The following is a 22,244-nucleotide window of genomic DNA, read 5'->3' on the forward strand; positions in this document are numbered from 1 at the left end:
GACGTCGATCCCGAACATCGACCTTGCGATCATTCCGGGAGCCTGTGGCGAACTGAATCTTTGCCAATGAGTGGTCGTTGTGATCATGGGTCACCTCGCAGTGAGGCCAATAGTGGCCTCACTGTATTGGAGACGCGCAAGGAGGTACCTGTTCGGTGGCCACTATGACCGATGGTCCCGAGGCTCAAGGCACCTGCTTTTCATTCCTGGCAGCGGTGAGCGACCGTTCCGCCAGCGCCTGCTGGTGTTGCTTCGCCATCTTCTGCATCCGCAGCTCGGCATTGCGGGCCTGGGTCTCCTCCAGCGTGGGCGGCAACTGCTCCCGCGGCGCTCCAGCATCTATACGGCTCTTCGTCTGCTCGGACATATCTGCTCCTGGGATGGCTGCATCGGTGCAGCATGATAAGCGTGCGGGTGATCGCCGTTCACTGGCCATCATCACCAGCGGTCCGAAAATCGCGCGACCCAGGGGAGTCGGAGCAGCGCTTCGGTACCCACGGCGGCCTTATCACCGCTGGCGGACCTATGAGACAATGAACGCAATGTCCGGCATGAGCTTCGGCCTCATCGCCCTACAGCTGGGAAACCCTCCTCCAGATTTTTTCTTTCCACCTACGCTCGCTGGATCGGCACAGGTTCAGCTCCGAGCGAGATAGCCAAGCTCGGCGTCGGTATCGAATAGATACCGTCAGCTCTCGCGACGCCTTTAGTCCCTGATAGGTACCCCCTTGATCTCCACCGCTAACATCACCATGCAGTTTGGCGCCAAGCCGCTGTTCGAGAACGTGTCCGTCAAATTCGGCAACGGCCATCGCTATGGCCTGATCGGTGCCAACGGCTGCGGCAAGTCCACCTTCATGAAGATTCTCGGGGGTGATCTCGAGCCCACCGGCGGCCAGGTGATGCTCGAACCCAACGTGCGCCTGGGCAAGCTGCGCCAGGATCAGTTCGCCTACGAAGACTGCACGGTCATCGATACCGTGATCATGGGCCACGCCGAGTTGGCCAAGGTCAAGGCCGAGCGCGACCGCATCTACTCCCTGCCGGAAATGAGCGAAGACGACGGCATGGCAGTGGCCGAACTGGAAGTGCAGTTCGCCGAATACGATGGCTACACCGCCGAAGCGCGGGCGGGCGAGCTGCTGCTCGGCCTGGGCATCCCGCAGGACCAGCACTTTGGCCCCATGAGCGCCGTCGCCCCCGGTTGGAAGCTACGGGTACTGCTGGCCCAGGCACTGTTCTCCGATCCGGAACTGCTTCTGCTCGACGAACCTACCAACCACCTGGACATCAACACCATCCGTTGGCTGGAAGGCATCCTGGTCGCGCGCAACAGCACCATGATCATCATCTCCCACGACCGCCACTTCCTGAACAGCGTCTGCACCCACATGGCCGACCTGGACTACGGTGAGCTGCGCCTGTTCCCGGGCAACTACGACGAGTACATGACCGCCGCCACCCAGGCCCGCGAGCGCCTGCTGTCGGACAACGCCAAGAAGAAGGCCCAGATCGCCGAACTGCAGCAGTTCGTCAGTCGCTTCTCGGCCAACGCCTCCAAGGCCAAGCAGGCCACCAGCCGGGCGCGCCAGATCGACAAGATCCAGCTGGACGAGGTCAAGCCGTCCAGCCGCGTCAGCCCCTTCATCCGCTTCGAGCAGAACAAGAAGCTGCACCGCCAGGCGGTGACCCTGGAGAACGTCACTCAAGGCTTCGACGGCACCCCGCTGTTCAAGCGCCTGGGCCTGCAGATCGAAGCCGGCGAGCGGGTCGCCATCATCGGCCCCAACGGCATCGGCAAGACCACCCTGCTGCGCACCCTGGTGGGCGAGATGGCTCCCCAGAGCGGTGAAGTGAAATGGACCGACAGCGCTGATGTCGGCTACTTCGCCCAGGACCACGCCGAGGACTTCGCCGACGATGCCACGCTGTTCGAGTGGATGGCCCAATGGACCCAGGGCGGCGAGCAAATGGTACGCGGTACCCTGGGCCGCATGCTGTTCTCCAGCGACGACATCCAGAAGTCGATCAAGGTCATTTCTGGTGGTGAACAGGGACGCATGCTGTTCGGCAAGCTGATCCTGAAGAAGCCCAACGTGCTGGTGATGGACGAGCCCACCAACCACCTGGACATGGAGTCCATCGAGGCGCTGAACCTGGCGCTGGAAAACTATCCGGGCACCCTGATCTTCGTCAGCCACGACCGCGAATTCGTGTCCTCCCTGGCCACCCGCATCCTCGACATGAGCGAGAGCGGTGTGGTGGATTTCAGCGGCAGCTATGACGATTACCTGCGCAGCCAAGGCATCAACGGCTAAGCGCGAGGTCCGTGTAGTGGGTCTTGATGCCCACTACACGGTTAAAATAGATGGTGCCCTAAGCAGTTACCCTAGGTATCATTTCGCACCGAAACGGGTACTCGACCAGGATCGCCGCGATCAATACCTATCGTTTGCGCCGGGAGACCAGAGGTCTCCTGCCACGTCTCGTAACACGTAGCGCCCCCTTCCGGCACGCTCGACGGGCTCCCTGTCGCATCCTGGCCGCCCCGCCTGGCATCGGCCTCCGCCGATCCACCAGGACATTTGGCTCCAACTCAATAAATCAGAACATTGCCGGACGGCCGCTGTCGCAACTGACTGCCATGCCCTACCGGTTGCTCACCCCTGCTCGGCCCTTTGCGGCCAGCTCGGGGTTGCCCAACTCGAGGTCGGGCTCCGACGCCCGATCTCCCTCAGGTGTAAAGCGAGACACTGTCTCAGGAGTACGATGAATGCACAGTGGTAACGAAGAGTCGGATTTCGTTTTCGTCGGCGCGGGAATCATGAGTGCGACCCTGGCGGTCATGCTCAAGGAGCTGGAGCCCACGAGTACCGTCGAGGTACTCGAACTGCTCGACGTAGGCGCGGCGGAGAGTTCCAACCCCTGGAACAACGCCGGAACCGGCCATGCGGCCCTCTGCGAGTTGAACTACACGCCCGAAAAGGCGGACGGCAGCATCGACGTCACCAAGGCCCTCAGCATCAACGGCATGTTCGAGGCCTCCAGGCAGTTCTGGTCCTACCTGGTCGAGGAAGGCCACTTCGGTTCGCCGCGCGCCTTCATCAGCCCCGTGCCACACATGTCGTTCGTGCATGGCGCAAAGGACATCGCCTTCCTGCGCAAGCGCTATGAGGCCCTCAAGGACCACGCCTGCTTCGACGGCATGGAATATTCCGAGGACCACGCCAAGCTGCGCGAGTGGATGCCCCTGGTGATGGAAGGCCGGCCAGCTACCGAAGCCGTGGCGGCGACCCATGTGGCCGGTGGTACCGACGTCAATTTCGGCGCCCTGACCATGAGCCTGCTGGGTCACCTGCAGACCCGCCCCGGCACCCAGGTCCGCTACAACCAGAAGGTGGTGGACCTGACCCGCGAAGCGGATCAGCGTTGGCGCCTGACCATCGAGGACAGTCGCTCCGGTGCTACCCGCACGCTGATCGCCAAGTTCGTCTTCCTCGGCGCCGGTGGCGCGGCCCTGCCGCTGCTGCAGAAGTCCGGCATCCCCGAAGGCGCCGGCTACGGTGGATTCCCGGTGAGCGGCCAATGGCTGCGCTGCGACGATCCGCACATCGTCGAACGGCACCAGGCCAAGGTCTACGGCCTGGCCGGGGTCAACTCCCCGCCGATGTCGGTACCGCACCTGGACACCCGCGTGGTGGATGGCAAGAAGTCGTTGCTGTTCGGACCCTTCGCCGGTTTCACCACCAAGTTCCTCAAGCGCGGTTCCTTCCTCGACCTGCCCAAGTCGATCAAGTCGGGCAATATCGGCCCCATGCTCGCCGTGGCGCGGGACAACATGCCGCTGACCCGCTACCTGGTCGGCCAGGTACTGCAGTCCTTCGACCAGCGCGTCGAAGAGCTGCGCGCCTTCTACCCGGCCGTGCGCAAGCAGGACTGGCGTCTGGAAGTGGCCGGCCAGCGGGTGCAGATCATCAAAAAGGACCCGCAGAAAGGCGGCATCCTGCAGTTCGGCACCGAGATCGTCGCTTCCGGTGACGGTACCATCGCCGCCCTGCTGGGCGCCTCTCCAGGTGCTTCCACCTCGGTGTCCATCATGCTGACCCTGGTCGAGCGCTGTTTCCCGAGCCGTTACCAGAGCGAAGAGTGGCAGACCAAGCTGCGCACCATGTTCCCCTCCTTTGGTCACAAGCTGGCCGAAGAGCCGGAGCTGCTGCGGGAAGTGCGGGAGCGCACCACCCGCGTACTGCAACTCGACCAGCCGGCGTGATACCCAAGGTGCCGAACCGGAAGCGGTCCGGCGCCTCCTTTCCCCGCGGGCCTGCGCCAGCGCCCTAGTGGCTTCCTCTCCCCCTGGGAGAGGACTGGGTGAGGATCCTCCCCTGCCCCGACGACCCGCGACCTAATCCCCCAGTGCCGCGCCCTCGCGCCGCGGATCGGCGCCACCCTGCCATCCTGATCCCACCCGGCGAATGACCTGGATGCCACTGGTCATCTCGTCTTCGCGCACCTGATGCCCACGCTGCTCCAGCGCCTGGCGCAAGGCCGGCGTGGTCTCGCCGCGCTCCAGCTCGGTGGGGCCGTTACGGCTGCCGAAATTCGGCAGGCCCGCCGCCGATTGGGGATCCAGCTGCCAGTCCAGCAGACCAACCAGTGTCTTCACCACATAGCCGGCGATCTGCGAGCCACCCGGCGACCCCAGAGCCGCTACCAGGTCGCCGCTCTGGCGATCAAACACCAGGGTGGGCGACATGGTCGAGCGCGGGCGCTTGCCCGGTTCGACCCGATTGGCCACTGGCAAACCCTTCTCGCGGGGCACGAAGGAAAAGTCCGTCAACTGGTTGTTGAGCATGAAGCCCTTCACCATCAGGTGGGAGCCGAAGTAACTCTCTACCGTGGTCGTCATGGACAGCGCGCCACCCCAGGCATCCGCAGCGACCACCTGGGAGGTGGAGATGCGCAGCGGTGAACGATCCGGCGCCCAGGCCAGGGTCGGCCCCGGCGGCGTACCCGGGGCGGCCTTGCCCAGGCTGCGCTCGCCTACCTGCTGAGCGCGACTGGCCAGATACCCTGAATCGAGCAGGCCGCTGACGTTGACCGACACCAGATCCGGGTCCGCCACGTATTGGGCGCGATCGGCATAGGCCAGGCGTTCGGCCTCACTGATCAGGTGCACGGCTTCTGGTCTGGGCTCCTGCGCCGCCGGCAGCGCGGTTGGCACCGGGCGCAAGGGAGCCAGGGCCCAGGCCGGGTCGCGCGCCTTCAGCGCCTGGAGAATGCCGAGCGTCTGGGCCACGGTGATACCACCGGCCGGCGGCGGCATGCCGCAGACGCGCCAGCGTTGGTAGTCGGTGCACAGCGGCGTGCGGACCTTGGCGCGATAACCGGCAAGGTCCTTGAGGCTCAGGCTACCGGGATTGGGACTCCCCTGTACCGCTGTGGCGATGGCTTTGGCCAGGTCGCCGCGATAGAGCGCGGCCGCACCCTCCTTGGCGATCAGCGCCAGGGTATCGGCCAGCTCGGGGTTACGCAGGCGGGTTCCCACCGGCTTCACCTGGCCTTGGGCATCCAGATAGAGCGCAGCCATGCCGGGCGATTGCCTAAGGAAGGGATCGTGGAGGAGCTGGTTGTGCAACCGTGGCGACAGTGGAAAGCCTTCCCGCGCCAGGCGAATGGCCGGCTCGAACAGGCTTTGCCAAGCCAGCTTGCCATGGTCGCGATGGGCGAGCTCCAGGGCGCGCAATACCCCCGGTACGCCCACCGAACGACCACCGATGCGGGCCTCTTCGAAGGCCATGGGGCTGCCATCCGCGTGCAGGAAGAGATTTTCCGTGGCACCTGCGGGCGCCGTCTCGCGACCGTCGTAGGCCTGGACCCGGTGACCGTCCCAATAGAGCAGGAAAGCACCGCCGCCGATACCCGAGGACTGGGGCTCGACCAGGGTCAGAACCGCCTGCATGGCGATGGCGGCATCGATGGCCGAACCACCTCGGCGCAGGATCTCGCGCCCCGCCTCGGCGGCGAGGGGATTGGCCGCTGCCGCCATCTGCCGGGTGGCTTCACTGGCCGTCAGTCCGGCCCGGTAACCAGAACCGGCCTCGGGAGCCGTGGGCAAGGGGATTTCGCGACTCTGGCTACAGGCGGCCAGGATCAGGGACAAGAACAGTGGCGTGAGGATCGTTCGAGGGGTTCGCAACATGGGGCTCCTGGGCAACGGGCGGCATTCGCCCGCAAGCCTAGCCCATCACCTGCATCGGTGCCGCTTGCCTGACCTCAGAGCGGCAGGTGACGGTGCAGAAAGCCGCCGCAGAGCACATCCAGCCACAGCAACTGATGCAGGGCGACGATGGCGAAGAACACCAGGCGAAAACTCAGCTTGACCGTCTTGTGGCGAAACCGCTGCTGGGCGATCAGGGCGCCCGGCCAGCCGCCGAGTAGCTCGCCCAGGTGCAGGACCCGCTCCGGCACCCGCCAGCCCTTGTCGCGTGCGCGTTGCTTGTCATGCTTGTAGAGCAGGTAGGTAACGATGCTGGCGATCAGGTATAGCGGCAGTGGCCAGAGCACGCCGCGACCAAAGGCCAGGGACAGCATGCCGACCAGGGGCAGGATGAAGACTGTGATCTGCAGCAGCGCCAGCATGTCCTGACGGGCGATGGCCGCGCGCTGTTGATAGGGCGTCGGTGCGGACGCCCGCTTGGCGGTCTTGGGCGTAGCGGACTGCGCAGATGCACGAGCCGGCTTGCGCCGGCTCTGCTGTTCCTTTTCGGGTTTCACCCGGCCGCCTTGGCCGCATGCCAGTCGATCCAGCCGAACTGCCAGGTGGCCAGGATCAGCAGTCCAAAGACAATGCGGTACCAGCCGAAGACCACGTAGCTGTGATTGCCGATGAACTTCAGCAGCGCCTTCACCGCCAGCATGGCGAAGATGAAGGAGGTGACGAAACCAACTGCGAAGATCATGGCGTCGCTAGGGACGAACATGTGGCGGTACTTGTATACCGAGTAGACCGTCGCGCCGACCATGGTGGGCATGGCCAGAAAAAAGGAGAACTCGGTGGCCGCTTTGCGGGACAGGCCGAACAACAGGCCGCCGATGATGGTCGAGCCGGAACGGGAGGTGCCTGGAATCATCGCCAGGCACTGGGCGAAGCCGACCTTGAGGGCGTCGTGCCAGCGCATGTCGTCCACTTCTTCCACGCGGATGCGGTGCTTGCGCTTTTCCGCCCAGATCATGATCACGCCGCCGATCACCAGGGCGAAGGCCACGGTGATGGGGTTGAACAGGTACTCGTGGATCAGGTCGCCCAGGATCACACCCAGCACCGCCGCCGGCAGGAAGGCCACGACCAGGTTGCCGGTGAACCGCTGCGCATAGGATTTGCGCGGCAGGTCGGTGACGATCTCGAAGACCTTGAAGCGGTACTCCCAGACCACGGCCAGGATGGCCGCCAGCTGAATCACGATGTTGAAGGCGATGACGGTATCGCCGCGAAAGCCGATCAGGTCAGCCACCACGATCTGGTGGCCGGTACTGGAAACCGGCAGGAATTCGGTGATGCCCTCGACGATCCCCAAAATCAGCGCCTGCAAGGCACTCCATAGGTCCATGGTATTACTCCATCCAAGTGAAACATTTGCAGGTAGCCGGGTCCGAAGACGCCGGCGGCAACGGGGTTCGAACCGTGACGCTCCGCAGGGCGTGGCCCTTCGCGGTACCCAGGACAGCTCATGCTGTAGCGGCCGCCCGGCACCTTACCAGAGCGAGACCGGTTGAAGAGACCGATAGACGGCCATTAGGTGCCGTACAATGACAAATTCAATCTTTCCGGATGTGAAGCATGTCGTTTCTGGAGTCGCTCACCACCCTGCTGGGCATGTCGCCCGTGGAGCTGCTGGCCGCCGTTCTCGGGGTGATCGCCGTCTGGCTAACGGTGCGCCAGAACATCTGGGCCTGGCCCATCGGGTTGGTGATGGTGGTGCTCTACGCCTGGATCTTCCTAGACGTGAAGCTCTATTCCGACATGCTGCTGCAGTGCGTCTATGCGGTGCTGCAGCTCTACGGCTGGTGGCAGTGGCTGCGTGGCGGCCAGCAACATCAGGGTCGGGTGGTCAGCTCGCTCACCGCCAAGCCGTTGCTGGCCGGCCTCCTGGCGGGTGCGCTGGGTAGCCTTGCGCTCGGCTATCTCATGGGCACCCACACCGACGCCGCCCTGCCCTGGCTGGACGCGGCGCTCACCGGCTTCAGCCTGGTCGCCCAATTCTGGATGGCGCAGAAGCGGCTGCAGTGCTGGGTGCTGTGGTTCGTGCTGGACGTCATCTATGTGGGCCTCTTCTATTACAAGGGCCTCTATCCCACCGCGCTTCTCTATGCGGTCTTTGTCGCCCTGGCCGCCTACGGCTGGCTCGACTGGCGCCGCGCCCTGGCGAGCCCTCGATGAAGGTGGTGGTGCTGACCGGCCCCGAGTCGAGTGGCAAATCCTGGCTGACGACGGTCCTCGCCAAGCGATTCGGCGGTGTCCGGGTCGACGAGTACGTCCGGGAATACTGCGAGCGGCACGGCACCGACACCACCCTGGCGGACGTGGAGGTCATCGCCCGGGAGCAATTGCGCCGCGAAGACCAGGCGCGGGCCGCCGCGCCGGCCCTGCTGCTGCTCGACACCCATCTGCTCAGCAACCTGCTGTGGAGTCGCCTGCTGTTCGGCGACGCGCCTGCCTGGCTGGAACCCGCGCTGCTGGCCCGCCGCTACGACCTGCACCTGCTGCTCGATCCCCGCGATGTGGCCTGGCAGGACGATGGGCAGCGCTGCCAGCCGGATCTCGCCGAGCGCCTGGCATTCTTCGCCCACTGCCGGGACTGGCTGCGGGCGCATCGCCAGCCGGTCCTGGAAATCTCCGGCGATTGGGCCGAGCGGCAACAGGCCGCGCTGGCCGCGGTGAGCCGATTGCTGCACGAGTCCTGACCCGCCGGTAGAATGACGCCCTGTACCGGAGAACGCCATGCACGACGACGATGCCTCTTTCGCTGACTTCACCCGCGGGATCCGTCCGCTCAAGCAGGATCGCGCCGACACCGGCAAGCCACGCGCCGACCTCGGCCAGGTCGCCCAGCGCCGCGCCGATGCGACCAGAACCACGACCGCGATCCGGGTCGACGGCCTGAGCGATGCCTTCGTCATCGACGTGGGCGCCGAGGACGAACTCTACTGGGGCCGTGACGGACTGCAGGACAGCCAGTTGCGCCGCCTCAAGGGGGGGCAGATCCCCTTCGAAGGTAGCCTGGACCTGCACGGCATGACCGTGGAGAAGGCGCGCGAAACCCTCTGGGACTTTCTCGCCGAGGCGACCCGCCTGGAAATCCGTTGCGTGCGGGTCACCCACGGCAAGGCCGCGCGCACGGATGGCCGCCGGCCGCTGATCAAGAGTCACGTCAACACCTGGCTGCGCCAGCACCCCCAGGTGTTGGGTTTCACGTCCTGCCTGCCGCGCCATGGCGGGACCGGCTCGCTTTATGTCTTGCTCAAGCGCACCATGCTAGAAGGTCGCGACGAGTGATCCTGTGACTCGGGTGACGTCTCATCCGAGCGCTCTCTTCCTTATCGACAAACAGGAACCCAAATGTCTCTCGAACAGCACTACTCCTCGATCCTGACCGGACTCGGCGAAGACATCAGCCGGGAGGGGCTGGTGGACACGCCCAAGCGGGCGGCCAAGGCCATGCAGTATCTCTGCCGCGGCTACAACCAGACGCTGGAAGAAGTGGTGGGCGACGCCCTCTTCACCTCGGACAACAGCGAGATGGTGCTGGTGAAGAACATCGAGCTGTATTCCCTGTGCGAGCACCACATGCTGCCCTTCATCGGCAAGGCCCATGTCGCCTACATGCCCAAGGGCAAGGTACTGGGCCTGTCCAAGGTCGCACGAGTGGTCGACATGTTCGCCCGCCGCCTGCAGATCCAGGAAAACATGACCCGGCAGATCGCCGAGGCCATCGAGCAGGTCACCGGCGCGGCAGGTGTCGCCGTGGTGATCGAGGCACAACACATGTGCATGATGATGCGCGGCGTGGAAAAGCAGAACTCGTCCATGGTCACCTCGGTGATGCTCGGCCAGTTCCGCGCCAACGATGCCACCCGCGCGGAATTCCTCGGCCTGATCAATCGCTGAGACCGCTGCGACGTCCGCTATCCTGAAGGGTCGAAACCTCGATCCTTCAGGAGACTCCCACACCATGCCGGACGTCCATAGCCTTACCCTGCTCAGGGCGCAGCCCGAACGCTCTCTGGCGCTGGGCGCCCATCTGCTGGATCTGGCCACCCTGGCCGTGACGGATGCGGGATGCCTGGACTACCGGGTATTCCAGGGCGGTGAAGACCGCGATCTCTGGGTGATCCAGGCCCGCTGGGCCTCGGTCGCCGCCCAGGACGATCACTTCAACCAGCCGCATACCCTCGCCTTTCTGGACGAGTTGCCCAAGCTGGCGGACGAGGTGGATCTGTATCCGCTGGAGCCCAAAAAGCCTACGGCTGAGCTTTGACGAGAGGCTGCCAGGCTTGCGATAAAGCGTAGGTTGGGCTGAGACGGCTTTATCGTCGAAGCCCAACGGGGCCGGCGCCAAGGCAGGAGCTGTTGGGCTTTGCTGGGCTCAGCCCAACCTACGACTTGATTGACCTTTTACGGCCATTGCGATCTGCAGACGCGGCCGGTCCCGAAAAGGTACCACCGTCGTAGGGTGGACAACGGCGCAGCCTTGTCCACGAACGGGCATCGGCATCAGGTGGAAAACGCTACGCGGTTTTCCACGCTACGGGCTGGACGCAATCGCGGCCATGGGCCGCTCCTACATTTGTTCGGTGTACCTGTAGGAGCGGCCCATGGCCGCGATAAACGAGAGCAAAGGCACAGCAGTGCGGACCGCGATAGTCGCGATCAACTGCAACTCAATACTCGGACAGCGCAAAGCTCGTCAGGGCGAAAGTGGGAATGCCTGCCGCTTCCAGGCGCTTGGAGCCACCCAGCTCAGGCAGGTCGACGATGGCGGCGGCTTCATGGACCTCGGCGCCCAGGCGCTTGATCAGGTTGCCAGCGGCGACCAGGGTGCCGCCAGTGGCGATGAGGTCGTCCACCAGGAGCACCGAATCACCGGCGCCGACGCTGTCCTTGTGCACCTCGATCACCGAGTCGCCGTATTCGGTGCTGTAGACCTCGGTCAGCAGCTCCGCCGGCAGTTTGCCCTGCTTGCGAAACAGCACCAGTGGTTTGCCCAGTTCATAGGCCAGGATCGGGCCGATGAGGAATCCGCGCGCATCCAGCGCCCCGACATGGCTGAAGGACGCCGAGCGATAGCGTTCCAGCAGTGCCTCCATGACGGCACGCAGGCCTTCGGGCGACTGGAACAACGGCGTGATGTCCCGAAAGATCACCCCCGGCTTGGGAAAATCGGGCACGGCACGGATGAGGGATTTCAGGGCGGATTCGGAAAAGGACATGGCAGAGACTCTCGGGCGTCGGGCGCCTGGTTGAACACGATTGCACAGTATACCGGGGCCTGCCCAGCCAGGGCCAACCAGCCGTCCCTGGAAGCTGAATCGATTCATGTAGTGACTTCCGTTGACAGCTACCAACGAAGCGGACATCCTCCTTCCCGCGCAAACGTTTGCGCGACCACAAGAACCATAAGAATTCGGAGATCCCCTATGCTGGCCTTTCGCCCTGCCCGCCTGCTGGCGGCTATCGCTCTCACCTCCGCTTCGCTGATCCTGCCGCTCACCGCCAGTCATGCCACGGCCGCCGAAAAGCCCAAGGTCGCGCTGGTCATGAAGTCCCTCGCCAACGAATTCTTCCTGACCATGGAAGACGGCGCCAAGACCTACCAGAAAGCGCATTCCGCGGACTTCGACCTGATCTCCAACGGGATCAAGGACGAGACCGATACCTCCAGCCAGATCCGCATCGTCGAGCAGATGATCGTCTCCAAGGTCGATGCCCTGGTCATCGCGCCGGCCGACTCCAAGGCCCTGGTTCCGGTGCTGAAGAAAGCCAGCGACGCCGGTATCAAGGTGGTCAACATCGACAACCGCCTGGATCCCGAGGTGCTCAAGTCCAAGGCCCTGGACATTCCCTTCGTCGGCCCCGACAACCGCAAGGGCGCACGCCTGGTGGGCGAATACCTGGCCAAGCAGCTCAAGCAGGGTGACCAGGTCGGCATCATCGAGGGCGTCTCCACCACCACCAACGCCCAGCAGCGCACCGCGGGCTTCAAGGACGCCATGGAAGCGGCCGGCATGAAGATCGTCGGCGTGCAGTCCGGCAACTGGGAGATCGACAAGGGCAACGCTGTCGCCGCGGCCATGCTCAACGAATACCCGGACCTGAAGGCCCTGCTGGCGGGCAACGACAGCATGGCGCTGGGTGCCGTTTCCGCCGTGCGCGCCGCTGGCAAGAAAGGCCAGGTGCAGGTGGTCGGCTACGACAACATCAAGGCCATCAAGCCGATGCTCAAGGACGGCCGCATCCTCGCCACCGCCGACCAGTACGCCGCCAAACAGGCCGTGTTCGGTATCGAAGCCGCGCTCAAGCTGGTCAAGGGCGAGCCCACCGGTGCCAAGGACGGGGTGATCGAGACGCCGGTCGAACTCGTCACCCAGCCCTGATCCGAGGAGAACCCCATGTCGTCCGAGGTCATCCTCAGCGCCCGCGGCATCGGCAAGACCTATGCCCAGCCGGTACTCGGCGGCGTGGACCTGGAATTGCGCGCCGGCCAGGTGCTGGCGCTCACCGGGGAAAACGGCGCCGGCAAGAGCACCCTGTCCAAGATCCTCTGTGGCCTGGTGCAGCCCACCACCGGTGAGCTGAGCTTCCTCGGCCGCCCCTATGCACCGGGTAGCCGCCGCGAGGCGGAAGCCCAGGGTGTGCGGATGGTCATGCAGGAGCTCAATCTGCTGCCCACCCTCACCGTGGCGGAAAATCTCTTCCTCGACCGCCTGCCCCGCCGTTTGGGCTGGATCGACCGGCGCCAGCTGCGCGAACAGGCGCGGCTGGCCATGGCCCAGGTCGGTCTGGAGTCCATCGATCCCGATACCCCCATCGCCGAGCTCGGTGTGGGTCACCAGCAGATGGTGGAAATCGCCCGCAACCTGATCGGCGATTGCCGGGTGCTGATCCTCGACGAGCCCACCGCCATGCTCACCTCCCGCGAGGTGGAGCTGCTGTTCGAGCAGATCGAGCGCCTGCGCGCCCGAGGCGTGGCGCTGGTCTACATCTCCCATCGCCTGGAAGAACTCAAGCGTATCGCCCAGCAACTGGTGGTGCTGCGCGACGGCCGCCTGGTGGCCGATGCGCCCATGGCGCACTACGGCATCGACGAGATCGTCAGCCTCATGGTGGGTCGCGATCTTGGCGAACACCTGGACATGGGCGAGCGCCGCTTCGGGCCACCGCTGCTGGAAGTCCAGGGCCTGAATCGCGCGGACAAGGTGCGCGACGTCTCCTTCAGCGTCCGCGCGGGCGAGATCTACGGTATCTCCGGCCTCATCGGCGCCGGTCGCACCGAATTGCTGCGCCTGATCTTTGGTGCCGACCGTGCCGACTCCGGCGCGGTGCGCCTGGCTGGCAAGCCGGTCGACCTGGGCTCGCCGGCCAAGGTGGTGCGTCAGGGCATCGCCCTCATCACCGAGGATCGCAAGGGCGAAGGGCTGCTTCTCAGCCAGCCGATCAGCGCCAATATCGCTCTCGGCAATATGGCCAAGGTCGCCCGGCAGGGCGTGGTCAGCGGCGCCCGCGAGGCAGCCCTGGCCGAGCGCCATATCAAGAGCCTGCGCATCCGCTGCAACGATGGCACCCAGCCGGTGGGCGAGCTCTCCGGCGGCAACCAGCAGAAGGTGGTGATCGGGCGTTGGCTCGAACGCGACTGCCAGGTGCTGCTGTTCGACGAACCCACGCGCGGCATCGACGTCGGTGCCAAATTCGAGATCTATGGCCTGCTGGCCGAACTCACTCGCCAGGGCAAGGCCCTGGTGGTGGTCTCCAGTGACCTGCGCGAGCTGATGCTGATCTGCGATCGCATCGGCGTGATCTCCGCCGGGCGCCTGGAAGCCACCTTCGAACGCCATGACTGGGATCAGGAGCGGCTGCTGGCCGCCGCCTTCGCCGGCTATCGCTCGCGCGAAGCCATGCTGGAAGAACCTGTCCCGCCGCAACCTCTTTCTCAGGAAGCCATTCGATGAGCAGTCTTCCCGTCACCTCCTCCCGCCGTGCCTTCGGCCTGGGCCTCGGCACCTACGTAGGCCTGGCCGCCGCGCTGCTGGCGATGATCGTGCTGTTCTCCCTGTTGAGCAGTCACTTCCTGTCCTACGCGACCTTCACCACCCTGGCCAACCAGATCCCCGATCTCATGGTGCTGGCCACCGGGATGACCTTCATCCTGATCATCGGCGGCATCGACCTGTCGGTGGGCTCGGTGGTGGCCCTGGCCGCCGCCGTGGTCAGCGTCGCCACCCTGGAGTGGGGCTGGGGCATCCTGCCGGCTGCCGCCCTGGGCATGCTCTGCGCGGCCCTGACCGGCACCCTCACTGGCAGCGTGACCGTCGCCTGGCGCATCCCGTCCTTCATCGTCTCCCTGGGCGTACTGGAGATGGCGCGTGGTGTGGCCTACCAGCTGACCGATTCGCGCACCGCCTACATCGGCGATGCCTATGCCTGGCTGTCGACGCCCGTCGCCTTCGGCATCTCGCCGTCCTTCGTCATCGCGCTGCTGGTGATCGTGGTCGCGCAGCTGCTGCTGACCCGTTCGGTGCTCGGCCGCTACCTGATCGCCATCGGCACCAACGAGGAAGCGGTCCGCCTCGCGGGGATCAACCCCAAGCCCTACAAGATCATCGTCTTCGCCCTGATGGGCCTGCTGGCGGGCCTGGCCGCGCTGTTCCAGATATCGCGCCTGGAAGCCGCCGACCCCAATGCCGGCGTCGGCCTGGAACTGCAGGTGATCGCCGCCGTGGTGATCGGCGGGACCAGCCTCATGGGCGGCCGTGGCTCGGTGATCAGCACCTTCTTCGGCGTGCTGATCATCTCGGTGCTGGCCGCGGGCCTGGCCCAGATCGGCGCCAGCGAACCGACCAAGCGCATCATCACCGGCGCGGTCATCGTCGTCGCGGTGATCCTCGACACCTACCGTAGCCAGCGCGCCAAGAGACAGGGCTGATGGCGACCATCAAGGATGTCGCCGCGCGCGCCGGCATCTCCTACACCACGGTCTCCCATGTGGTGAACAATAGCCGCCCGGTCAGTCCGGGCGTGCGGGAAAAGGTCGAGGCGGCCATCGCCGAGTTGGGCTACGTGCCCAGCGGCGTGGCCCGCTCCCTGCGCAGCCGCGCCACCGGCACCTTTGGCGTGCTGGTGCCCAATGCGGTGAACCCCTATTTCGCCGAACTGGCACGCGGTATCGAAGATCACTGCGAGCGCCAGGGCTACAGCGTCATCCTCTGCAATTCCGATGACGATGCGGACAAGCAGCTGCGCTATCTACGAGTACTCAAGGAGCGACGGATCGACGGTCTGGTGGTCGCCACCGTTGACGGCGATCCGCGCTTCGCCAGGGCCCTGGCCGGCCTGCGCATCCCCTTGGTCCTGGCCGACCGGCCACTGGAAGGCGTCCAGGCCGCACACATTCGCGTCGATCACCACCAGGGCGGGCTGCTCGCCACCCGCCATCTGCTGGAACTCGGCCACCGCCGCATCGCCTGCATTGGCGGCCCTGGCGACTCTCCGGTCGCCAGCGAGCGTATTACCGGCTACCAGCAGGCCCTGGCGGACGCGGGCGTGCCAGCAGGTACCATCCGGCGCTGCCCCTTCACCGCCGCCGCCGGTCATGCCGCGGCGCGCGAGCTGCTGGCCCAGCAAGAGCGTCCGACCGCGATCTTCGCCGGCAACGACACCATCGCCCTGGGCGTGCTGCGCGCGGCCGCCGAACACGGGCTCAGCGTACCCGGCCAGCTCTCGGTAGTAGGCTTCGATGACATCGAACTCAGCCGCTATCTCTACCCTGCCCTGACCACCATCGGCCAGTCGATCCGCGACCTCGGCGAGCGCGCGGCCCAGTTGCTGCTGGCGCGACGCGAGGCGGTCGGCAGCCCTTCCACCCACGACATCGCCGTACCCCGGCTGGTGCTGCGCGAATCCACCGCGGCGCCCCCTGCTCTGGAGACCTCCCATGCACCCTGACGTCGTCGTCATCGGCAGCCTCAACATGGATCTGGTGGTGCGCGCCCCGCGCCTGCCCAAGGGCGGCGAGACCCTCGCCGGCCATGACTTCACCACGGCGCCTGGCGGCAAGGGCGCCAACCAGGCGGTCGCGGCTGCGCGCCTGGGCGCCCGGGTCGCCATGATCGGCTGCGTCGGCGCCGATCCCTATGGAGACTTCCTCACCCGCAGCCTGGTCCAGGAAGGCATCGATTGCCGCGGCGTGTCGGTGGCCGCCGAGGTGCCTACAGGCATCGCCTCGATTCTGGTGGACGACCAGGGCCAGAACGCCATTGTCATCGTCGCTGGCGGCAACGGCGAGCTGTCCGCCGCGCACCTGGAAGAACAGGCGACGCTGCTCGACCAGGCCAAGCTGGTGATCGCCCAGCTGGAGGTTCCGCTGGCCACCGTAGGCGACGCCCTGGCCCGCGCTCATGCCCTGGGCAAGACGGTGATCCTCAATCCAGCACCTGCCACGGGGCCGCTACCAGCCGACTGGTACGCCCATATCGACTATCTGGTGCCCAACGAAAGCGAGGCCAGCCTGCTCACCGGCCTGCCGGTGGACGATCTGCAGCAGGCGGAAGCGGCTGCACGCCAGCTGGTCGCCGCCGGCGCCCGCCAGGTGCTGCTGACCCTGGGCGGCCAGGGCCTGCTGCAGGTCAGCGCCGACAGCTGCCGTCACCACCCGGCCACTCCGGTCAAGGCGGTGGACACCACCGCCGCCGGCGACACCTTTCTCGGTGGCTTCGCGGCAGGTCTCGCCGAAGGCCTGAGTGTCGATGAGGCCATCGCCCTGGGCCAGCAGGCAGCGGCCATCGCCGTTACCCGTCCTGGCGCCCAGCCCTCCATCCCCACTCGCCAGGAGCTCGCCCGGTGAAAAAGACGCCTTTGCTCAATATCGCCCTGTCCCAGGCCGTCGCCAGTCTCGGTCATGGTGATCTGGTGGTCATCGGTGACGCTGGCATGCCCGTGCCGCCCGGTACGCCGCTGGTGGACCTGGCCGTCACGCCTGGCGTGCCAGACTTCCTCAGCGTCCTGCGCGCCCTGCTCAGCGAGATGCAGGTGGAAAGCCATCTGCTCGCCGAGGAGTCCCTCGCCGCCCAACCGCCCGCGCTGGCTGAACTGGAGCGCCTGACCACGGAGGGCGCCCTGGGTACTCGGCACCTGGTCTCCCATGGGGAGATGAAGACCCTGTGTCGCCAGGCGCGGGTCCAGATCCGCACCGGTGAATGCCAGCCCTATACCAACCTGATCCTGGTCGCCGGCGTGGCCTTCTAGCCTGCCGCGGGCAGCAACAGACGCCGGGTTGCCAGCAGCTCCAGGGGCCGGGCGAAGTGATAGCCCTGGGCATGGCGCGCGCCCATGTCCTTGAGCAATTGCAGCGCCTGGGCGTCCTCGACACCCTCGGCGACCACATCCAGCCCCAGGGACTCGGCCATGCGCACGATGGCGCGAACGATGGCGACACTGCGATTGCTTTCCGCCAGGCGCAAGACAAAGGACTTGTCGATCTTGAGGCCACGAAAGCGATATTCGTGGACGTAGCCCAGCGACGAAAAACCCGCGCCGAAATCATCCAGCACCACCGAGACGCCCTGGCGGTCGAGGGCCTCCATGGTGGCCTTGGCCCGCTCAGGCTCGGCCACCAGGGCGCCCTCGGTCAATTCCAGGCAGATGCGCGAAGGTGCCACGCCATGCGCCGCCAGGATGCCCAGCACCTCGTCGGCGAATTCCGGCCGCACGATGCTGTAGCTGGAGCAATTGACGTGCACCACCGGCCAGTGGGCCTGGGCGGGCTCGGCCAGGATGGCGGCGATCCGCGTCAGCATGTAGGTATCCAGGCGCCCGATCAGGCGCAGCCCCTCCAGCTCGGTCAGGAAAGCCGCGGGGGCCAGTACGCTGCCGTCAGGCTGACGCCAGCGGATCAGGGCTTCCAGCGCCGCGACCCGCCCGGTCCCCACCTCGACGATGGGCTGGAAGAACGGCTCCAGCTCGTTGCCGTTCTTCAGCGCCTTGCGCAGTGCACCCTCACGTACCACCTGGTCGGACACCACCTGGCGCAGTTCCTGGTTGAACACCGCGAAGTTGTCGCGCCCACCCTGCTTCACCCGGTACATGGCCGTGTCGGCATCGCGCAGCAGGTCGTCCGGCTGCCGATGCAGCGCAGGATCGGCAACCACGATGCCGATGCTGCAGGAGGCGAACAGACTGTGGTCGTCGAACACCAGGGGACGGTCGAAGGCCTCGATGATGCGCTGGGCGATGGCCACTGGCGGTTCCAGACCGCCGCCAGGCACCAGAATGGCGAACTCGTCGCCGCCCAGCCGCGCCAGCAGGTCGGTGTCCCTCAGGCAGCTGGACAGGCGCTCGCCGGCTGCGATCAACAGGAGATCGCCAAAGGGGTGGCCGAACTGATCGTTGATCCTCTTGAAGCGATCCAGATCGAGAAACATCACCGCCAGGCCCGTCCCCTCGCGCTCCAGGGCCGACCAGTGCAGGCTCAGGCGCTGCTGGAAGAAGCTGCGATTGGGCAGCCGCGTCAGGGCGTCATGATTGTTCTCGTACAGCAGCCGGGCGTTGGCCTCGTCCAGCGCCCGGGTCCGTTCCTGCACCCGCACTTCCAGGGCATGGCGGGACTGCTGAATCGCCTCGGCGGCGCTGCGCCGTGACAGCGCGGTGTCGATATGGCGCGACACGAACGTCAACAACTCCTGATCGCGTCGGCTGTAGTAGACGTCTTCGCGATAACTCTGTACCGCCAGCACCCCACGAACGTGCTTGCCATCGTAGAGCGGGATGCCCAGCCAGGACCAGGCCTCGACGGTACCCGGCACCGGGGTGATTTCCCCCTGGGCGACCAGCAAGCGAGCCTTCTGCCGATCGATGAGACAGGGCCGCCGCTGGCGGATGGTGTATTCCGTGTAACCCCGGCTGCCACGCCGGGCGACCGGCGCCGTGGCGCGGCGCTCGTCGGCGAAATAGGGAAAGCTCACCTCACCCGACGCGTCGTCGTAGAGCGCGATGTAGAAGTTGTGGGCATAGAGCAGTTCACTGACCACCTGGTGCAGACCGCCTAGCAACTCGGGCATGTCCGTGCTGGCGCTGGAGAGCTCGGCGATGCGAAACAGGGCGGCCTGCAGTTGCTCGGCGCGCTCGCGTTCGGCGATCTGTTCGCGCAGCCGGGCATTGACCTCGGACAGTTCCTGGGTGCGCTGCCCTACCGTGGCCTCCATATCCTCGCGCCGAAGGATGCGATCCAAGGCCATGGCCACGTCGCGCGCGATCACCTGGAACAGCGCCTGGTCCTCGCTGCCGTAGCGCCGCTCACGGTCATAGACCTGCAGGCTGAGCACGCCAAAGGTGCGATCGGTGCCATCCTTGAGCGGGATGCCCATCCAGAATTCGGGGACCGATCCCTGGCAATAATAGGGACCCTGTACCTGAGCGGCTTCGATGGCCTCCTTGGGCAGCAGCAGGGGCACCCCGTGCATGAGCACATAGGCCGTCAGGGAGGGGCGCGTCCGGTCCATGAGCTCGAAGGAGCCTGGCTCTGGCGGGCTTTCATCGCGCTGGTCGAAATAATAGGGATAGTGGATCTGCTCCGAGTCGACATCCTGTAGCGCCAGGCAGAAGTTCTCGGCGTCGATCAGCGTCACCAGCAATTCATGGGTGCGCCGCATGAACAGCTGACGATCCACCGTCGAACTGGCCAGGTAGGTAATATCATAGAGCACCTGCTGAACGGCCTGGGCGCGCTGCAGTTGTAGCCGTTGCAGGACGAAGCCGAACCTGAGGGCCAGGGCGGCGAAATCGGTATGACCGTCAGGGCGCGCAAGGAGCCAGCCCAGGGGCGTCGGCCCGCCTCCCGTCGGATGGCAGCTGGCCCCTATCTCGGCGCGACGCTGAGTCAGCTCATCGTCATCGAGGACCTGCGGCCAGTCGCTGGCGCCGCTGCCCATGGCCATGCGCGACCAGTTACCCCGCCGCTGATACCAGGCCCAGTCGGCATCCGCTGTCGCCATGCGCAGCTGCGCGATGATCTCCTCTACCTCCAATCCAGGCGCATTCGGATCCGGCCAGCTTCCTTCTGGCGAACGTTGCAGCCCCGGTAAGCGCGCGTCCAGCTGCTGCTTCTCAGGCACCTTCATGCTGACTCCTTCCCTTGCACTTTTCGAATCCTGACACAGAAGCCAGTGGGCCCGGCAAGTTAGGGGTGAACGGTTTACCTGGGGGTGCGAACGGCAAAGATATGACTAAACCAAAAAAATCCGCGACAAGACTTGTACAGCAAAAGGAATCTTGTCCAATAAAACGCCCTGCCAGATACCCCGTTGCCGCTGCGCTTGTAGAACAAACAGTCGCCTACCTTTCCATCGATCCGAAAGGCCACCACGCAGCGAATCTATGGCTAGAGAGAAGCCACTAATAAGCAGACAGATCGCAATCTGGCGGGGCCTTCCAGCCCGTTGTCGCCTCTCTTCAAGAGCAGGAGTTTTTCATGACCGCTTCCAAAAAAGACAACCTCATCGACTGGCTGCGCGATGCCCACGCCATGGAAGAACAGGCCGAGAAAATGCTCTCCGCCCAGTCCGCGCGACTGGAGCACTATCCGCAGCTGCGCCAGCGCATCGAGCAGCACATCCAGGAAACCCAGGAACAACGCCAAGTGCTCGAAGGCTGCCTAACCCGCCTCGGCAGCAGCGCCTCCACCCTCAAGGACATGGGCGGCAAGTTGATGGCGCTGGGGCAGGCCATCGGTGGCGCGCCCATGAGCGATGAGGTCATCAAGGGCGCCATCGCCGGCTACATGTTCGAAAACATCGAAATTGCTACCTATACCGTCCTGATTGCAGCGGCTGCCGATGTCGGCGACCGCGAAACGCAGCAGGCCTGCGAACGCATCCTCGAACAAGAGAAGGCCATGGCGGCCTGGTTGCTGGAAGACCTGCCCGTCACCACCCGAGCCTTCCTGGAACGCTCCGCCGACCCCGATTTGACTGCGAAGCGCTGAACCGCCCGTGCTCTACCCGTGACTAGCCCCTGGAGGTTACATGTTCGTCCATAACAAGCGACTGCAATATACCGTGCGCGTGTCGGAGCCCAATCCGGGCCTTGCCAACCTGATGCTGGAACAATTCGGCGGTCCCCAAGGCGAACTCGCCGCCGCCATGCGCTATTTCACCCAGGCGATAGCCGAGCTCGACCCGGGTCGTAAGGACATGCTGTTCGACATCGCCACCGAAGAGCTCAGCCACCTGGAAATCATCGGCTCGATGATCGCCATGCTGAACAAGGGCGCCAAAGGCGACCTGGCCGAGAAAACCCAGGAAGAAGCGGACATGTATCGCTCCCTGACCGGCGCGGGCAACGACTCCCACCTCACCCAGATTCTCTACGGTGGTGGCCCGGCCCTGACCAATTCGGCTGGCGTACCCTGGACCGCGGCCTACATCGACACCATCGGTGAACCGACCATCGACCTGAGGTCCAACATCGCCGCCGAAGCACGGGCCAAGATCGTCTACGAACGCCTGATCAACGTCACCGACGATGCGGGCATCAAGGACACCCTGAGCTTTCTGATGACGCGCGAGATCGCCCACCAGAAATCCTTCGAGAATGCCCTGCACTCCATCCAGCCCAACTTTCCCCAGGGCAAGATGCCGCCGCGTCCGGAGTTCGCCAGCGTCTACTACAACATGTCGCAAGGCGAAGGCGATCTGCGCGGTCCCTGGAACCAGGGTCAGGATTGGGAATACGTGGAGCAGCCCGGACCTGCCGCGGATGGCGGCGACGGCATGGCCAGCGTCAAGCTGCCGCCCATGCAGGCCAAGGCGGTGGAGCAGCTCGCCACCCGGACCATGTCGGATCCCGAAGCCGCGCCGGTGACTGGTGCCGATCTGGGCGCTGGCCTGGCCAAGCAGCTCGACAAGAACCGCCTGGACGAGTGATGTAGAAGCGGCGACGCCTTTATGGCGTCGCCGCTTTCTCCCCGCGCTGACGACCT

Annotated in this window: 21 protein-coding genes; 15 read left to right on the top strand and 6 right to left on the bottom strand. The window is 65.1% G+C overall.

Going from position 1 to position 22,244, the window contains the following annotated elements; all coding sequences use genetic code 11:
* Positions 1–184 precede the first annotated feature (184 nt).
* Positions 185–367: a hypothetical protein gene (locus tag ACUCV0_RS17310; protein ID WP_313648586.1), complete on the bottom strand. Its 183-nt coding sequence runs from the start codon at positions 365–367 to the stop codon at positions 185–187.
* A 361-nt stretch (positions 368–728) separates the two neighbouring features.
* On the opposite strand from ACUCV0_RS17310, the gene ACUCV0_RS17315 reads away from it, so the two are divergent.
* Both ACUCV0_RS17315 and mqo read left to right on the top strand, forming a co-directional pair.
* The gene (locus tag ACUCV0_RS17315; protein WP_059314953.1) at positions 729–2,318 is read left to right on the top strand and encodes an ABC-F family ATPase; all 1,590 of its coding nucleotides are present in this window, start codon (positions 729–731) and stop codon (positions 2,316–2,318) included.
* Positions 2,319–2,773: 455 nt separating this feature from the next.
* Positions 2,774–4,270, top strand: a complete 1,497-nt coding sequence (gene mqo, locus ACUCV0_RS17320; RefSeq protein WP_313648585.1) for a malate dehydrogenase (quinone) — start codon at positions 2,774–2,776, stop codon at positions 4,268–4,270.
* Between the two features lie 132 nt (positions 4,271–4,402).
* Here the strand turns inward: mqo and ACUCV0_RS17325 are convergent, their stop codons facing one another.
* From ACUCV0_RS17325 to ACUCV0_RS17335, 3 genes are all read right to left on the bottom strand, one after another.
* Complete coding sequence (locus tag ACUCV0_RS17325; RefSeq protein ID WP_482213245.1) at positions 4,403–6,199, bottom strand: gamma-glutamyltransferase family protein; 1,797 nt, start codon at positions 6,197–6,199, stop codon at positions 4,403–4,405.
* A gap of 74 nt (positions 6,200–6,273) precedes the next feature.
* Entirely contained in the window at positions 6,274–6,774 is a 501-nt protein-coding gene (locus ACUCV0_RS17330; RefSeq protein ID WP_482213246.1) for a DUF1294 domain-containing protein, read from the bottom strand.
* Complete coding sequence (locus tag ACUCV0_RS17335) at positions 6,771–7,607, bottom strand: undecaprenyl-diphosphate phosphatase (RefSeq protein WP_482213247.1); 837 nt, start codon at positions 7,605–7,607, stop codon at positions 6,771–6,773. Before ACUCV0_RS17335 ends, ACUCV0_RS17330 begins: the two co-directional genes overlap by 4 nt.
* Before the next feature lie 266 nt (positions 7,608–7,873).
* On the opposite strand from ACUCV0_RS17335, the gene pnuC reads away from it, so the two are divergent.
* The 5 genes from pnuC to ACUCV0_RS17360 all read left to right on the top strand — a co-directional run bounded on the left by pnuC (position 7,874) and on the right by ACUCV0_RS17360 (position 10,535).
* On the top strand, positions 7,874–8,437 hold the full coding sequence (pnuC, locus tag ACUCV0_RS17340) for a nicotinamide riboside transporter PnuC (protein WP_482213281.1): 564 nt from the start codon (positions 7,874–7,876) through the stop codon (positions 8,435–8,437).
* Positions 8,434–8,961 carry an AAA family ATPase gene (locus ACUCV0_RS17345; RefSeq protein ID WP_313649679.1) on the top strand — a complete coding sequence of 176 codons (528 nt, stop codon included), beginning with the start codon at positions 8,434–8,436 and terminating at the stop codon, positions 8,959–8,961. The genes pnuC and ACUCV0_RS17345 overlap by 4 nt, the downstream gene beginning before the upstream one ends.
* 37 nt (positions 8,962–8,998) lie before the next feature.
* Complete coding sequence (locus tag ACUCV0_RS17350; protein WP_059314958.1) at positions 8,999–9,553, top strand: Smr/MutS family protein; 555 nt, start codon at positions 8,999–9,001, stop codon at positions 9,551–9,553.
* A 63-nt stretch (positions 9,554–9,616) separates the two neighbouring features.
* Positions 9,617–10,165, top strand: coding sequence for a GTP cyclohydrolase I FolE (folE, locus tag ACUCV0_RS17355; RefSeq protein WP_059314959.1), 549 nt, complete (start codon positions 9,617–9,619; stop codon positions 10,163–10,165).
* A gap of 64 nt (positions 10,166–10,229) precedes the next feature.
* Complete coding sequence (locus tag ACUCV0_RS17360; protein ID WP_059314960.1) at positions 10,230–10,535, top strand: putative quinol monooxygenase; 306 nt, start codon at positions 10,230–10,232, stop codon at positions 10,533–10,535.
* Between the two features lie 403 nt (positions 10,536–10,938).
* Here the strand turns inward: ACUCV0_RS17360 and ACUCV0_RS17365 are convergent, their stop codons facing one another.
* Entirely contained in the window at positions 10,939–11,487 is a 549-nt protein-coding gene (locus ACUCV0_RS17365) for an adenine phosphoribosyltransferase (RefSeq protein WP_059314961.1), read from the bottom strand.
* A gap of 207 nt (positions 11,488–11,694) precedes the next feature.
* On the opposite strand from ACUCV0_RS17365, the gene ACUCV0_RS17370 reads away from it, so the two are divergent.
* From ACUCV0_RS17370 to rbsD, 6 genes are read left to right on the top strand one after another with little or no spacing between them, the layout of a single operon-like run.
* Entirely contained in the window at positions 11,695–12,651 is a 957-nt protein-coding gene (locus ACUCV0_RS17370) for a sugar ABC transporter substrate-binding protein (RefSeq protein ID WP_059314962.1), read from the top strand.
* A gap of 15 nt (positions 12,652–12,666) precedes the next feature.
* On the top strand, positions 12,667–14,223 hold the full coding sequence (locus ACUCV0_RS17375; protein ID WP_313649678.1) for an ATP-binding cassette domain-containing protein: 1,557 nt from the start codon (positions 12,667–12,669) through the stop codon (positions 14,221–14,223).
* Positions 14,220–15,197 carry an ABC transporter permease gene (locus tag ACUCV0_RS17380; protein WP_059314964.1) on the top strand — a complete coding sequence of 326 codons (978 nt, stop codon included), beginning with the start codon at positions 14,220–14,222 and terminating at the stop codon, positions 15,195–15,197. Before ACUCV0_RS17375 ends, ACUCV0_RS17380 begins: the two co-directional genes overlap by 4 nt.
* On the top strand, positions 15,197–16,216 hold the full coding sequence (locus ACUCV0_RS17385; RefSeq protein WP_271654936.1) for a LacI family DNA-binding transcriptional regulator: 1,020 nt from the start codon (positions 15,197–15,199) through the stop codon (positions 16,214–16,216). The genes ACUCV0_RS17380 and ACUCV0_RS17385 overlap by 1 nt, the downstream gene beginning before the upstream one ends.
* Positions 16,206–17,114 carry a ribokinase gene (gene rbsK / locus ACUCV0_RS17390; protein WP_313649676.1) on the top strand — a complete coding sequence of 303 codons (909 nt, stop codon included), beginning with the start codon at positions 16,206–16,208 and terminating at the stop codon, positions 17,112–17,114. Before ACUCV0_RS17385 ends, rbsK begins: the two co-directional genes overlap by 11 nt.
* Positions 17,111–17,515 (top strand): D-ribose pyranase, encoded by a 405-nt coding sequence (rbsD, locus tag ACUCV0_RS17395; RefSeq protein WP_482213248.1) that lies wholly within the window; start codon positions 17,111–17,113, stop codon positions 17,513–17,515. The genes rbsK and rbsD overlap by 4 nt, the downstream gene beginning before the upstream one ends.
* Here rbsD and ACUCV0_RS17400 read toward each other — a convergent pair.
* On the bottom strand, positions 17,512–20,385 hold the full coding sequence (locus ACUCV0_RS17400) for a sensor domain-containing phosphodiesterase (protein ID WP_482213249.1): 2,874 nt from the start codon (positions 20,383–20,385) through the stop codon (positions 17,512–17,514). The two genes, rbsD and ACUCV0_RS17400, sit on opposite strands and share 4 nt — an antisense overlap.
* 350 nt (positions 20,386–20,735) lie before the next feature.
* On the opposite strand from ACUCV0_RS17400, the gene ACUCV0_RS17405 reads away from it, so the two are divergent.
* Complete coding sequence (locus tag ACUCV0_RS17405) at positions 20,736–21,248, top strand: ferritin-like domain-containing protein (RefSeq protein ID WP_059314968.1); 513 nt, start codon at positions 20,736–20,738, stop codon at positions 21,246–21,248.
* Between the two features lie 40 nt (positions 21,249–21,288).
* Positions 21,289–22,188 carry a manganese catalase family protein gene (locus ACUCV0_RS17410; protein ID WP_482213250.1) on the top strand — a complete coding sequence of 300 codons (900 nt, stop codon included), beginning with the start codon at positions 21,289–21,291 and terminating at the stop codon, positions 22,186–22,188.
* Positions 22,189–22,244: the final 56 nt, after the last annotated feature.

The organism is Pseudomonas sp. VMV1, assembly GCF_056790235.1.